Source organism: Rhodococcus sp. IEGM1339, from assembly GCF_050321925.1.
Taxonomy (GTDB): domain Bacteria; phylum Actinomycetota; class Actinomycetes; order Mycobacteriales; family Mycobacteriaceae; genus Rhodococcus; species Rhodococcus pyridinivorans.
Genome location: NZ_JBNQFT010000006.1, coordinates 90,390 through 105,037, shown reverse-complemented (window position 1 = coordinate 105,037; position 14,648 = coordinate 90,390). Strand labels below are relative to the sequence as shown.

General features: G+C 68.8%; 7 protein-coding genes. All 7 read right to left on the bottom strand.

Translation table 11 applies throughout. The annotated features are described in order from the left end of the window. Window position 1: 1 nt before the first annotated feature. The 7 genes from pks13 to zomB all read right to left on the bottom strand — a co-directional run bounded on the left by pks13 (window position 2) and on the right by zomB (window position 14,647). A complete protein-coding gene (gene pks13 / locus ACQR3U_RS09415; protein WP_230810425.1) occupies window positions 2-4,948 on the bottom strand; it encodes a polyketide synthase Pks13 in 4,947 nt (1,648 codons plus the stop codon). 53 nt (window positions 4,949-5,001) lie between these two features. Next, complete coding sequence (fadD32, locus tag ACQR3U_RS09410; RefSeq protein WP_006553446.1) at window positions 5,002-6,891, bottom strand: long-chain-fatty-acid--AMP ligase FadD32; 1,890 nt, start codon at window positions 6,889-6,891, stop codon at window positions 5,002-5,004. A 683-nt stretch (window positions 6,892-7,574) separates the two neighbouring features. Beyond that, window positions 7,575-8,534: a cutinase family protein gene (locus tag ACQR3U_RS09405; RefSeq protein WP_006553445.1), complete on the bottom strand. Its 960-nt coding sequence runs from the start codon at window positions 8,532-8,534 to the stop codon at window positions 7,575-7,577. Between the two features lie 20 nt (window positions 8,535-8,554). Next, a complete protein-coding gene (locus ACQR3U_RS09400; protein WP_033097843.1) occupies window positions 8,555-9,115 on the bottom strand; it encodes a DUF732 domain-containing protein in 561 nt (186 codons plus the stop codon). A gap of 132 nt (window positions 9,116-9,247) precedes the next feature. Continuing rightward, window positions 9,248-11,164, bottom strand: a complete 1,917-nt coding sequence (locus ACQR3U_RS09395; RefSeq protein WP_094979591.1) for an alpha/beta hydrolase-fold protein — start codon at window positions 11,162-11,164, stop codon at window positions 9,248-9,250. A gap of 258 nt (window positions 11,165-11,422) precedes the next feature. Beyond that, a complete protein-coding gene (locus ACQR3U_RS09390; protein ID WP_006553442.1) occupies window positions 11,423-12,433 on the bottom strand; it encodes an alpha/beta hydrolase in 1,011 nt (336 codons plus the stop codon). Window positions 12,434-12,700: 267 nt separating this feature from the next. Next, window positions 12,701-14,647: a flagellar motor control protein ZomB gene (zomB, locus tag ACQR3U_RS09385; RefSeq protein WP_269572344.1), complete on the bottom strand. Its 1,947-nt coding sequence runs from the start codon at window positions 14,645-14,647 to the stop codon at window positions 12,701-12,703. Window position 14,648 lies beyond the last annotated feature (1 nt).

The window sequence follows — 14,648 nt, the reverse complement described above, 5'->3', positions numbered from 1 at the left end:
TTCAGCTCCTCGAGGCCTCGATGTCGGCCAGCTTGCGGGTCAGGTCTTCCCCCACCTTCGAGATGTACGGCTCGTCGACGATCTGCAGGTGATCGCCGCCGACGTGCACGACCTCGAGATCCGCGACGACCTCGCCCCACCCACCGTCGGGCTGTCGGGTCCCGAAGGCCGGCTCGAGATCGATCGCGTCGTCGTGATACTTGTCGGCCATGTACAGCACGACCTTGCCGTCGTAGGGCAGCAGATCCGCGGTCTGGATGGCGCGGTTGTCGAGCCACGACGTGCGCTGGTGCTCGATGATGCCGCCGGGGATCTGCGCCCCGCTCAGCTCGAGCAGACCCATCAGGATGCCGATCTGCTCCTCGTCGCTGCCGGCCTCGGCCAGCAGGTCGTAGGGTAGCGGCGCGTCGACCCCGTAGGTCTTCTTCGCGAACGCCGAGTAACGCTGCCAGCGCTTGCGGATCTCGTCGGGCGTGTCCTCGACCTTCTCACCGGCCATGACGGTGTCGATGAGGCCGACGAGACGCACGTCCTTGCCCTCCTCGCGGAGCAGACGGGCCACCGCGTAGGCCAGGACACCGCCGAGCGACCAGCCGCACAGCACGTACGGGCCGTCGCCCTGGATCTCCTCGATGAGCGGCAGGTACGCCTGTGCGCGGGTGTCGATCGGGCCCTCGGTGCGCTCGAAACCGAACACCGGGGTGTGCGCGGGCAGGCGGCGCAGCAGCGGCTCGTACGCGACCGTCGAACCACCCGCGGGGTGGAAGACGAAGACCGGCACGGTGTCCGATCCCTCGGCGCGGGGCCGCAGGGTGCGCACGAGTCCGTCGATGCGATCGGCGGATTCGAGATGCTGACGGACGGTCTCGGCGAGCTGCTCGACGGTCGGGGCGGAGAGCACGTCGTCGACGGTGATCTCACCCTCGGCCCGCTCGGTCAGCCGTGCCGCGAGCTTCTCGGCGACATCGCGGTCGAGCTTCGGCAACGGGTTGAAGATGCCCTTGGCCGACTTGCCCGTGACCACGGCCCACGAGGCGAAGGTCAACCGTTCCGCGGCGTCGCGCGGCGGCACGTCGACACCGCTCGACTCCTGCTCGGGCTCGGCCGTCTCGGGCGCGGTCTGTGCTTCGGCTTCGGCTTCGGCTTCGGCTTCGGCTTCGGCTTCGGCTTCGGCTTCGGCGAGAATCTGCTCGGCCTCGCCCACCGCGGTGGTGTCCTCGACCTCGGGAAGATCGTCCTGCTCCGCAGCGGCGGCGCGTTCGGCTGCCTTCTCGGCGGCCTGCTGCTCGGCGAGCTGCGCGACCTCCTCGCGGTTCTCGACGGCGTATCGCAGGTACTTCGCGACGTCGCGCAGGCTCGCGTCCTTGACCGCCGACAGCTGCAGCTGCGGGATGTCGAACTCGTACTCGACGCGGTTCTTGATGCGGACCGCCATGAGCGAGTCGAGGCCCAGCTCGATGAGCGGGATCTCGGCGGGCAGATCCTCGGGCGCATAACCCATGGACTCGGCGACGATCAGCGTCAGGCGGTCGTCGAGGCTCTGCGATCCGTTGGGATCCCACTGGTCGCCGAACGACTCGACGACCTCGGGAAGCTCCTCGGCCTGCGCGGCCGGCTTCGCGGCCACCGCGACGGGCGCGGGCAGCGGCTCACCGGAGGTGACGACACCCTCGTGGACGAGCGTGAAACCGTCGCCGGTGTTCGCGTGCACCTGCAGTGACGCGCCACCCGGGTGCCGGGTGAGCGTCGTGGTGAGGGTGCCGGTCGCGGGGACGTCGGTGTGCGGGATGGACGCGGTGAGCGTGACATCGGACAGCACCTGCGAGGCCGCCGCGACGACCAGCTCGGCCGCATCGGTGACGGCGGATGCCTGCACCTCCCACACGTAGCGGCCGTCGGGCAGTGCGACCCGGGCGCCGGGCGCGCGGCCGTTGCCGGAGGTGCCGATGCTGGCGTCGACCCAGTACGGCTTGCGTAGGAAGGCGGTGCGCGGCAGGTCGGCGTAGTCGCCTTCCGGCAGCAGCGTCCTCAGATCGACGGACTGCCCGTGCACGTACAACTGCGCGAGCGCGGTCAGCACACCGAGGGACTCGTCCTCCTTGCGCTTGAGCGTCTGGATGAACTGGCCGTCCTGCCCACCGGCGTCGAAGGCCGTCGCCGCGACCGACATGAGCGTCGCGGGGTTGGCGTTGAGCTCGACGAAGGTGGTGTGCCCGTCGGACAGCGCCTGCCGGATCGCCTGCGTGAAGTACACGCTGTGGCGCATGCCCTTGGTCCAGTACTCGACGTCGTGGATGCCCTCGTGACCTGCACGGTAGAGGGTCTCCTGGTCGACCGACGAGTACAGGTCGACCTTCAGGCGGTGCGGTTCGATGCCGGCGAGCTCGGCCGCGAGCTCGCCGAGGATCGGATCGACCTGCGAGGTGTGGCTCGCACCCTTGGTCTGCAGGACCCGGGCGAACTTCTCCTCGGCCTCGGCACGCGCGACGATCGCGTTGACCTGCTCCTGCGGGCCACCGATGACGGTGTGCGTCGGCGCCGCGTAGACGCAGACCTCGAGCTGCGGGAAGTCGGGCAGCACGTCGGTGATCTCGGCGGCGCTGTACTCGACGAGCGCCATGAGTCGGATGTCGTCGCCGGTCAGGCCGGATTCGGCCTCACCCATCAGACGCGAACGCGAGCAGATGACGCGCACGGCGTCCTCGAGCGAGAGTCCGCCCGAGATGTAGGCGCCGGCGGCCTCACCCATCGAGTGGCCGACGACCGCGGCGGGCTCGGCACCGTGGTGGCGCAGCAGCGCGGCGAGACCGATCTGGATCGTGAAGATGCCGACCTGCGCCGTCTCGACGTCGTAGTCCTGCGCGTCGTCGAGGAACTTCTCCTTCATGGAGTAGCCCGACTCGTCGTAGATCAGCTCGTCGACCTCGTCGACGGCCGCCGCGAAGACAGGGTTCTCCAGGTACAGCTGCTTGGCCATTTTGCGGTGCTGGGCACCGAAGCCGGAGAGCACCCACACCGCGCCCTTGGAGGCGGGAGCGTCGGCGGTGAACACGCCCTGCGCGGGCTTGCCGGCGGCGACGGCACGCAGACCGGCGATCGCCTCACCGTGGTTGCTCGCCACGACGATCGCGCGGGACCGGCCGTGGTTGCGACGAGCGAGCGTGCGGGCGACGTCGGCGAGCGGCGTCGTGCTGCCCTTCTCGGTCTCGAGCCAGTCGGCGAGATCGGCGGCGGCACGGCGGCGACGCGACGGCATCGCAGCGGAGACGGCGAGCAGGACGGGCAGCTCGCGGGCCTGCTCGGTGGTCTCCGCGGCGGGGATCTCCTCCGGCAGGACCTCGACCTCGGCCTCGGACGCTTCGAGCCCCTCGGGGCCGGTGTACTCGCGCACGACGACGTGCGCGTTCGTGCCACCGAAACCGAAGCCGGATACACCGGCGACGGCGCGACCGGTGTAGCGCGGCCACTTCGCGCCCTCGGGGATGACCTTCAGGTGCGCGCTGTCGAACGGGATGTACGGGTTGGGCGCGGTGTAGTTGAGCGTCGGGGGCAGCTGATCGTTCTGCATCGCGAGAACGACCTTGATGAGACCGGCCGCACCCGCGGCGGACTCGAGGTGACCGAAGTTGGTCTTGGCCGAACCGAGCAGGACCGGCCTGTCGTCCTCGCGGCCACGACCGACGACGCGGCCGAGCGCGTCGGCCTCGATCGGGTCGCCGAGCACCGTGCCGGTGCCGTGCGCCTCGATGTAGTCGACACCGGACGGCAGGATCTGCGCGTCGCGGTAGGCGCGGCGCAGCACGTCGACCTGCGCTTCGGGGTTGGGAGCGGCCAGGCCGTTGGAGCGGCCGTCCTGGTTGACGGCCGAACCGGCGATCACCGCGAGGATGTCGTCGCCGTCGCGCTCGGCGTCCTCGAGACGCTTGAGCACGACGAGACCCCCGCCCTCGGCGCGGATCATGCCGTCGGCGTCGGCGGAGAACGCCTTGATGCGGCCGTCGGGTGCCATGACGCCGAGTTCGTCGAAGCCGAGGGTGCCGGCCGGGGCGAGCAGCATGTTGACGCCACCGGCGAGGGCGACGTCGGCTTCGCCGTTACGCAGCGCACGTACGGCCTGGTGCACGGCGACCAGCGACGACGAGCACGCCGTGTCGAGCGTGACCGACGGGCCGTGGAAGTCGTAGAAGTACGACACGCGGTTCGCGATGACCGCGGTGGAGGTGCCGGTGAGCGCGTAGGGATGCGCTGCGGACGGATCGCCGACCGCGAGGAGCATGTAGTCGCTCGCCGAGCTGCCGATGAACACACCGACCGAGCCGCCCTTGAGGTCGCTCGGCGGGATGTGCGCGTGCTCGAGTGCTTCCCAGGTCAGCTCCAGCGCGAGGCGCTGTTGCGGGTCGACCATCTCGACCTCGCGCGGCGACATCGCGAAGAACTCGGCGTCGAAGCCCTTGACGTCGTCGAGGTAGCCGCCCCTGGTGTTGGCGTTGCGGATCGACTCCCACACGGCGGGATCGTTCTCGAACTCCGACCAGCGGCCCTCGGGCAGATCGGAGATGCCGTCGCGTCCGGACGCGAGCAGCTCCCACATCTGTTCGGGGGTGTCGACGTGGCCCGGCAAACGGGTGGACAGACCGACGATGGCGACGTCCTTCGAACCCGCCGCGGCACCGACCGTGTACAGGGCGGAGTCGTCCTCGGCGGGTGCCTCGGGCTCACCTTCGATGATGCGCGTCGCGAGCGACGCGATCGTCGGGTGCTGGTAGGCGATCGTCGCGTTGAGGGTGACACCGAGGAGTTCCTCGATCTCACCCGCCATGGCGACGGCGTCCCGGGAGGACAGCCCGAACTCCTCCATCGGACGATCGTCCGAGATCTGGGAGACCGGCTGCCCGGTCGCGTCGGCGATCCAGTTGCGCAGCCATTCGCGCAGCTGCGCAACCGTCATTTCAGTGTCAGACATCAACCCACCACGCTACCCGGGAAAGAGGACATTCGTTCTTACACGCTGTCCGGGAAGGCCTGCTGCTGGTAACCACCACGCAGCGTTCCCTCGACATATGCGGTCTTGCACGCCCGACGCGCGATCTTTCCGCTGGACGTACGGGGGATCGAACCGGCCGGCACGAGCAGCACGTCGCGGGCGGTGACACCGTGCCGGGACGAGATCGCGGCACGTACCGCGTCGGCGATCGGCTGCGGATCGGCCTTGCCGGCGCCGGGAGCGCGCTCGGCGACGATCACGAGCTGCTCCGACGAATCGTCGGCATCGAACTGCAGGCCGGAGGCGTCGTTGTCGAACACCTCGCGCGGCAGCTGGTTGGCCGGCACCGCGAACGCCGCGACGAAGCCGGGACGCAGCGCGGAGCTGGCCTCCTGCGCCGAGAACTCGAGGTCCTGCGGGTAGTGGTTGCGGCCGTCGACGATCACGAGGTCCTTGACGCGACCGGTGATGTAGAGCTCGCCGTCGATGTAGACGCCGTAGTCGCCGGTGCGCAGCCACTTGCTGTCGTCCGGGGTGCCCTCGGCGTGGCTGCCCTCGGCCAGACGCTTGGTGATGCGGTTGTGGAAGGTGTTGTCGGTCTCTTCCTTGCGACCCCAGTAGCCGATGCCCATGTTCTCGCCGTGCAGCCAGATCTCGCCGACCTGCTCGTCGGGCATCTCGGTGCCGGTCTCGGCGTCGACGATCGCGGCCCACTGGCTGCGTGCGACGTAACCGCAGGAGACCTGCGGGATGGCGTTCTCGGCATCGGGCTCGACGCGCATGACCCGGCCCGCGTTGAGTGCGGTGCGGTCGACGTAGATGACCTTCGCCTCGTCGCTGTGACGGGTGGAGGAGACGAACAGGGTGGCCTCGGCCATGCCGTAGGACGGCTTGATCGCCGTGCGGGGCAGACCGTAGGGCCCGAATGCCTCGTTGAACTTGCGCATCGACGACGTGGTGACCGGCTCGCTGCCGTTGATCAGGCCGATGACGTTGCTCAGGTCGAGTTCTTCGCCCGGCTTGGGGACCGCGCGTGCCGCAGCGTGCTCGAACGCGAAGTTCGGGGCGGCGGCGAAGGTGCCGGCACCGTCGGAGACGGCGGCGAGCTCGCGGATCCAGCGGCTCGGCCGGGCCACGAAGGCACGCGGGCTCATGATGGTGATGTACTTGCCGCCGACCGCGGGCAGGATCACCGTGAGCAGGCCCATGTCGTGGAACAGCGGCAGCCAGGTCACGCCGCGCGACGACTCGTCGAGTTCGATGGAGTCGGCCATCTGGATGACGTTGGTGAGCACCGAGCGGTGAGTGATCTCGACGCCGGCGGGAACGCGGGTCGAGCCGGAGGTGTACTGCAGGTACGCGATGTCGTCGGTGCCGATGGGCGGCCGGTTCCAGGACTCGGCGACCGAGTCGGGGATGGCGTCGACGGCGATCACGCGGGGACGCTGCGCAGCGGGGAGCGGGCGGAAGAACTGCCGCACGCCGGCCGCGGACGAGGTGGCGGTGAGGATCGCGCTGGGGGTGCAGTCGCCGAGAACGGCGTGCAGGCGATCGGTGTGGCCGGGCTCGTCGGGATCGAACAGCGGCACGGCGATGGTGCCGGCGTAGATCGCGGCGAAGAAGGACACGACGTAGTCGAGGCCCTGCGGAGCGAGGATCGCGACGCGGTCGCCGGGAGCGGTGACCTGTTGCAGGCGCGCGGCGATGGCCTTGATGCGCACGCCGAACTGATCCCAGGTCAGCTCGTGCACCTCGCCGTCGCGTTCCCGCGAGTAGTCGATGTACCGGTAGGCGAGGTCGTCACCGTTTGAAGCGAAGTTCCCCTCGAGGTGATCGAGCAGGGTCTGCCCTTCAGGCAGCCTGATCCGCCCGTTCTCATCGATGAACTCTTCGAACCCGACGCTCAATTCCTTCTCCCTGTCGAAGCGATCCCACAACCACTCGACATGGTTGCGCCACTAACTTTTCCTCCGCGCCGGCGGATCGTCGTACCGATACCGCCCCCCACGGCTTCCGGCGGTCCGTTCCTCGAACGTGTCCATCGACCCCAGATCACGAATATGTTACAGATCGGCATCACGCGCACCCACGCAAAGTGCGGTCGCCGGGAAGAACGCTTCCCCTCGCACACGGGAAACACAAAGATACGACATGGTCGTCTTCACACACACATTCCGCGCCCGTCGAACGAGACGAGCACACGATCCGATTGTGTGCGAGGGTTTTTCGAGGCCGACACCGACCGACGGTGCAACCCGCCGCCCTCTGCTGCCCAGGATCGGCGCCCCGGTACGTACGCCCGACCGAGGCGAGAGCTCGTGACAAGGATCATTCCCGGTCGCGGGCCGTCGCTACGCCCCCGGAGGGGGCCGGCCGTTCGCCGTGCCGTCACTGGCACCATGAACCTCTTCTCCTGTGGCAGTCGTCGTGCGCCACGATCCCGGACGGCCGGGCCGCAGCCGAGGGATGAGTCTAAAGGCAGCCCGTCTTTCGAGTGTACCGGGTGGTGAGATCGGACACTACCGGCGAGTAATATGTGGGAGGGTTCACTCGGACCCGAACCTCCCCCGCGTGCAGCGACGGCCGCACCTCATTCTTCTGCGGGTTCCGGTGCGGCATCGATCTTCTCCGCCGCCCAGTTCGCGATCCACTGCGTCGCGGTCGTGCCGTTCTCGTCCACGACGTAGGTGTTGTACATCGCGTGGATCGGGTTGTTGACGTACTCGAGCAGGCGCGGAGCGGCCGACATCCAGTTGGCGGGATTCAGCGCGTTCGGTGGTGCGTCACAGATACTGTCCGTGGGCGCGCAGATTTGGATCGTGCGGTCGTCGAGCTCCCCGAAGCCACCGGGACGCGCGCCGGTCATCGTGATCCCCGGCAGCCGCAGGCCGTCGAGCGACAGTTCGGCGCCCACTCCGGCGACGGGCGCACCGATGTCGGTGCCCGAGACCCCGTCGCGGCGACCGTCGGCAACGAGTGCGACACCGAGCACCCGGTCGGCGGGGACCGGGCCGTTGCCGGCACCGATCTGCGCGGCGACGTCGCCCACGATCACGGCGCCCTGCGAGAAACCGGTGAGCACGTAGGTGGTCAGCGGGCACTCGGCCGAGCGTCGCGCGAGGATGTCGGTGGTGGCCGCGAATCCCTCACTGCGGCTGTTGTTGTAGGACTGCTGGCCGTCCGGCGGGATCGCGATGGGGTTCGAGAACTGCGCGACGTACGGCACCGTGTAGACATCGGCGCGTTGGGCATCGAAACGCTCCTGCAGCGGCCTCGTCACGTTGAGCATGAGCGAGTACGGGTTCGCGGCCGGAGCGTACGGATCGTCGCCCACCGCGGACTCCCAGGTGCCCGGCACCGCGACGACCTGCACGTCGGGGCACGAGGCCGGCTGCGACTGCGGCTCCTCCGGCCCGGGCGGGGTAGGAATCGGCGACGGGATGTCCAGCCGCCCCGCGAGCATGTACCAGAGCACCAGCACGATCGCCAGGACGAGCAGCGCCCCCACGACCACGATCCTGCGTCCGCGACGCTGCTTCGTCCTGACCATTCGTGCTGTCCCCGCGTTCCCTAGTTGCAGTACGTCTCGCCGGCGACGGCGATGTACGTGTCGGCCGTCGAGGAGGCCTGATCCTCCGACAACTCGACACCACCGGCTGCAGCATCACTACCCACGAGCGCGGTCACGAACACCTTGATCTCCTCCGGCGACCCGCCCTGCGCCTGGGCGCTGCAGATGTAGTCGGCGATGTTCACCGCGCCGGTCTCGTCGCTGGGCTCGACGCCCTCGGCGCGGAGACCGTCGAGGAAGGCCTGTGCGCCGGGCGTGGGAGCGGGTGCCGCGCCCGTGTCCTCTCCGGCATCGTCGTCTCCGGCAGCGGGCGAGGACGGAGCCGGGGACGCCTCGCTCGTCTCGGTCTCGCCCGTGGTCTCGGCCCCGGCTGCGCCGGGGGATGTCTCGGCCGCGGAGGTCGATGTCGACGCCGAGGTTTCCGTGGCGGCAGACGTCGTCGGCGTGTTCGTCGCGGTGGAGTCGTCGCTTCCGCACGCGGAGAGAACGGCCGTGGCGGTCAGTGCCGCAGCGAGGGCGCCGAGGACTCGGGTCGAGCGTGAGCGGGTCCGTGCAGGCATGTGGTGGGGTCCTCACATCCGGGATGTCGGTCGAACTTGGTCAGATGCGCCCCAGGCTACAGAGCGGCCCGTGCGGCCGGTAGGAGCGTCCCGCCTCCCCCGGTTACACGGGCCGACCCTGCTGTCGTTCGGTTACGGCTGCAGCTTCACTTCGTCGCCGTCGAGGGTGATGAAGCCGTTCTGAAAGTTCTGCTGGACACCCTTGCCGTCCACGGCCGGGAACTCGTCGCTGATCGGCAGGCCCAGACGTCCTTCGGCACCCTTCTCGGCGAGCCACGCCTCGAGGATCTTTCCGCGGACCGGCCAGGCACCGGTGAGCGGGCTCCAGTAGATGTTGCCGTGCTGGAACTCGTTGAAGCGACCGTCACGCCCTGCGGGCTGCTCGCTGGCCGTCGGGTAGCCCAGGACTCCCGTCTCGTAGCCGAGCTGGGAGTACTTGTCGAGGATCATGCCCTGCACGCCGTGGGCGCCGGTGTCCTCGCTCCAGTACATGGCGCCGATCTCGAAGCCCTGGACCGCGCCGCGGCCGTCGGGGGTCGCCGCCTCGTCGAGGATCGGGTAGCCGAGCGGTCCGCCCTCCCAGCCCTGGTTCTTCCATTCCTCGAAGATCTTTCCGCGGACCGCGTGGGCGCCGTGCTCGGGCGTCCAGTAGATCGCGCCGTTCCGGAAATGGTTGAACCGTCCGCGTCCGTCGGGTGCGACGCGTTCCTCGGTGGTCGGATAGCCGAGCTGCCCGGCCGGACCGCCGACACCCTGGTAGGCGCCGCCGATCGCACCCGCGACCGGCACCGTCGTGCCGTCGGACGAGAAGACGCGGCCGAAGCGGAAGTCCTGCACCTTGCCACCGGCGACGTCGTATTCACCGGTGAGGCAGTCGCCGAGCCAACCGTTCACGTTCGCCACATCGCCGAAGGCGCCGGTGGGGTTGCACTCGGGCTTGTCGACCTCGACCCCGAGGGTGTTGGCGAGCTGCGGCCACAGCTGGTGCAGTTCGAACTCCCAGTACTTCCACGTGTGGGTGCCCGACGGCCGGTACACGATCTGGGCGGGGATGCCCTGCTTCTCGAGCTTCGTCGCGAACGCCTGCGAGGTGAGGCGCGAGAGGATCTCGAGGCCCATGCCGGCGTAGTTGGTGCTGACCCCGGGGATGCCCGACGGATCGTCGTGGGGGCCGGTGGTGCCGCTGCCGCTCGAGACGTACAGGCTCACGCCCTCGAGCTTGTCGGCGAGCAGGTAGGGATCGTGCGACTCCCAGCCCTCGGAGCCGGGCGCACCCCACATCGCCTCGGAGTCGAAACCACCGGCGTCCTGCATCGCGTAGTGGATGGCCTCGGGCATGCCGAGGGTGGTGGTGGTGAGGATGCCGGACAACGACGCCGCGAACTGCGCGAAGCCCGGGTTGCGGGCGGGTAGGAACATCGCGGCGGTACCGCCCATCGACAGGCCGACGACGCCACGCTTGTCGGTGGTACGCCAGTCGCGTTCGAGCAGCGGAGGGAGCTCCTTCGTCAGGAAGGTCTCCCACTTGTAGTTCTGTCCGTTGTTCTGATCGATCCAGTCGGAGTAGAAGCTCGACTGGCCGCCCACCGGCAGCACGACGTTGACGTTCTTGTCGGCGAAGAATGCCTCCGCATCGGTCTCGAGCGTCCACCCGTTCTCGTCGTCGCGCGCGCGCATGCCGTCGAGCATGAACACCGACGGGAACTTCGCGTCGGGCTTGCTGTTCCAGTCGCGCGCGAGCAGCAGCTGCACCTGGATCGGCGTCCCCATCGACGGCGAGTCGATCCACAGAGCGACGCGGCGATCGGTGAGCCAATCGACAGAGCGGACGGTCGCACCGGCAGTGCTCGTCGGGCCGGACTGGGCGATGAGCGGATCGGCGGTAGCCACCGAGACGGTGGTCAGACCTGCGGCGACGGGCGCGACGAGGGCTGCGGCGATCAGTGCGAGCGCACGGGATCTTCTGCGCCGCGCACCCGCGACGCGAGCCACTCTCCTGCTCGGCCCCGTCCGTCGCTCACCGTGCTCGAGCTCAGTTCGCATCTGCATCGCTCACTTTCTGCGTTGCCGGATTTCCTGCCGAAGTGCGGCTTCGGGTGGACCGCGACGGCGGCAGTGGCAGGGCGCCCGGCTGGGTATGCCGACTCGGGATACCGGAGTCCCGGATGTTGTTTCTACACCGGCGGCGCCCGGAATCGCGGGTGCCGCGCTGTGACAGGTGAGAAAATTGTTGCAGAAAGTTACGACGCCGCCCACTCACCGGATCGGTGAGCGGGCGGCGTCGTTGCTAGCAGTGCGTACCGGAGATCAGAACGCGTTCAGCGCCTCGAGGATCTGCGGGCGTGCCTTCCACAGCTGATCCTCCCAGTACTTCCATGCGTGCGTGCCGCGCGCCGGGAAGTCGAAGGTAGCCGGGATGCCGAGCGTCGCCAGCTTGAGCTGGAACGCGCGGGTCTGGGCGAGGGACAGCGCCTCGAGCGCCATGCCGTTGGCGGTGTTGTAGTAGCCGACGAAGCCCTGCGGGTTGTCGTGCTCACCGGGCAGACCGCTGGCGGCCGAGATGTACAGCGACAGACCCTCGAGCTTCGGAGCGAAGACGAACGGGTCGTTGCGCAGCCACGCCGGGCTCCACGGCGGGCCCCACATCGAGTCGACGTTGAAGCGGCCGGCGTCGAGCATCGCCACGCGGATGGCCTCACGCATGCCGGGAGCCGACAGGTTCAGGTAGCCGGACAACGACGACGCGAACTTGAACTGGTCGCGGTGGTAGGCGGCCAGGGTCAGGGCGGCGGAACCGCCCATCGACAGGCCGAGAATGCCGTTGTTGTTGCGCGACACGCCACGGGTGGCGAGATAGTCGGGCAGCTGCTCCGTCAGGAACGTCTCCCACTTGTAGGTGATGTCCTGGCCGTTCAGGTTGGACGGCGCGTACCAGTCGGTGTAGAAGCTCGACTGTCCGCCGACCGGCATGATCAGGCTGACGTTGTCGTTCGCGAACTGCTGCAGGGCGTTCGTCTCGAACGTCCAGGCGTTCGCGTCGTCCCGAGCGCGCAGGCCGTCGAGCATGTAGAGCGCCGCGTCGCCACCGCGCGCAGCCCACTGGATCTGAACCTTGATCGGGCCCATGTCGGACTCGACGAAGACCTCTTCGAAGCCCCCTGCAGGCGCGCGGTGCGAGACCGGCGCTCCCTGCGCCGGCGCGGCGACGGCGGCGGTGGTTCCGACGAGGCCGGCAGCCACGGGGAGGACCAGAGCTGCGGCGGCGGTGCCGAGCAGTCGCCGTCGAAGGCCCTGCCTCAACCTCGGGACAAAACGCATGAACAATGCTCTCTTTCTCGTCTGCGGCGTCCGCGTTCGCGTCCCCCGGATTCCGGCGATGACGACCGCGGAAGGCCGCCCCAAGTCACACTGCGGTCAAAACTGTAAAGGACCGCGTGATCTCTGACAAACCCTGGTTTCAACAGCTCTTGGGCACCTCTTGACCTATAGGTCAAGCACGCGCTGCCGGAATGTTACCTATCCGTGATGCGTCGTGATCCTATCGAGACAGTCGAAGGGGGCCAAGTTGATCTCGGTGTCCGGCCGTCACCCCCGCGGCGGTGGCATCGGCAGGTCACAGCGCTGGATCTCGTACTTCGGCACCCGTTCGATCCGGTACGAGGCGTAGTCGAACGCGTTGCGCAGGTTCCTCTTGAACAGTGCCCACGTGAGTTCGGCGCTCGAGGAATCGATCATCTCCCGGGTCTCGGGACAGGTCAGCGCGGTCTTCGCCATCGCGACCCAGTCCTCGTCGAGATAGCCCGGCATCCACGGATGGACGTCGACCATGCCCGAATCGGCGACCACCCAGTCGGGGAACAGGATCTTGTCATGGCCGATCCGGCCGTCCTCGAGACGCTCGGTGTGCGCAGCGAGCGGGTAGGCCAGGCCCATCTGGTCGACGACCCGCACGTCCAGACCGGTGTTCATGCTGGTCATGCCCAGGTTCAGGAAGAACACCGTGTGCCCGGCACCGCCCGGTGGGATGGGCTCGGGTGGCGGCACGACGTCCCACGCGTCGAAGGAGGGGGTCGGCAGCAGCAGCCCGCCGTTCGGGGTGTTCGCGATGGCCTCGACCATGGCCCGCATACGTGGGTAGTCGAGATAGTCCTCGGCCAGGATGGGATGCAGATGCCCGGTGTTGAGGGCGTAGAAGGCGCGCTCGTCGACGATGCCGGATCGGCCCACCACGGCGCCCTCGGTCATGCCGGTCGTGTTGGCCGCGGCGGCCGTCCACACGACGGTGCCCAGCCACAGCACGGCCAACGCACCCGCGACCTGCGTCGGCCGGTTGTTGCCGAGCTCCGCCCGGTCCGGGATCCGCAGCGGGACGACGGCGACGGGCAGGAGCAGGCAGAACAGCGGCGGCAGGAGGACGCGGCCGTGCATGAAGTCGCCGCCCACACGCAGCGAGTACAGCGCGAGCAGCACACCGGAGCCGAGGAACAGCACGACGACGGCGGTCGGCGTGCGCAACAGCTTCTGCGCCCAGGTCAGCGTGGCCCGCACGTCGCGCGGATCGGGACGCGCCGCCGCTGCGGTGAGGCCCACCACCTCACGGCTGGTCGCGAGGACGAGCGCGGCGAGGACCGCGAGGACCAGCAGCGGCAGCCACAGCAGGTACGGCGAGACGAGGTTGCCGAGATATTCGAGGCCCTGCGACCACTTGGCACCACCGGCGTCCTTGGCGACCGCGGTGTTGGGATAGGGCAGTCCGTAATAGCCCATGCGCCAGATCTGGTAACCGATCGGGATCATCCCGGCGACCGCGACCATCGCGACCCGGATGCGCAGGTCGAGGCCGGGCGCGAGGAACAGCATCGCGAGTGCGAGCACCGCGACCAGCGCGAGTTCGGGTCGCACGAGCGGGCCGAGTCCGGCGACGAACGCCGTGGCGAGGATCTGCCCGGTACCCGGGAGCGATCCGTCCCCTCCCGGCGTGGGGGTCGCCCACCGGGCCATGAGCAGCCACAGCAGGCCGAGCCAGCAGATCACCAGGCAGGACTCGAGGCCCGAGGTGGCGAAGTCGCGGGCCGGGGGCACCGCGATGTAGACGAGGACACCGGCGGGCAGGAGCAGCACGGTGCCCGTGGTGGCGCGCAGTCGCCACCGGTACAGGCGTGCGGCGCCGAGCATGGCGAGGACGATCGCGCCCGTCGACAACACGAGCGCGATCGTGAGCACCACGTATTCGAGGCGGAGGCCGGTGAGCCATCCGCCCGCGTAGACGATGTACGTCCACGCGGTGGAGGTGTTGGCCTCCACACGCTCCCCCGCGTTGAACACCGGCCCGTTGCCGGCGAGGAGGTTGCGCACGGTTCGCAGGACGATGAGACCGTCGTCGGCGATCCAGCGCCGCTCCCACGCTCCCCAGAACATCAGGAACGCGGAGACGACCACACCCGCGGCGAACACACCGCCAGTGAGGCGGTCACGCCGAACGGGCCCGACCGTATTGGACGGTCCGGCCTCGGTGTCGTGGACGCCGCGCACG

What these genes read in the sequence shown, in the direction of transcription:
- pks13 (WP_230810425.1), bottom strand. Translation starts at nt 4,948, where the DNA reads ATGACGGTTGCGCAGCTGCGCGAATGGCTGCGCAACTGGATCGCCGAC.
- ACQR3U_RS09405 (WP_006553445.1), bottom strand. Translation starts at nt 8,534, where the DNA reads ATGGTCAGGACGAAGCAGCGTCGCGGACGCAGGATCGTGGTCGTGGGG.
- ACQR3U_RS09400 (WP_033097843.1), bottom strand. Translation starts at nt 9,115, where the DNA reads ATGCCTGCACGGACCCGCTCACGCTCGACCCGAGTCCTCGGCGCCCTC.
- ACQR3U_RS09395 (WP_094979591.1), bottom strand. Translation starts at nt 11,164, where the DNA reads ATGCAGATGCGAACTGAGCTCGAGCACGGTGAGCGACGGACGGGGCCG.
- ACQR3U_RS09390 (WP_006553442.1), bottom strand. Translation starts at nt 12,433, where the DNA reads ATGCGTTTTGTCCCGAGGTTGAGGCAGGGCCTTCGACGGCGACTGCTC.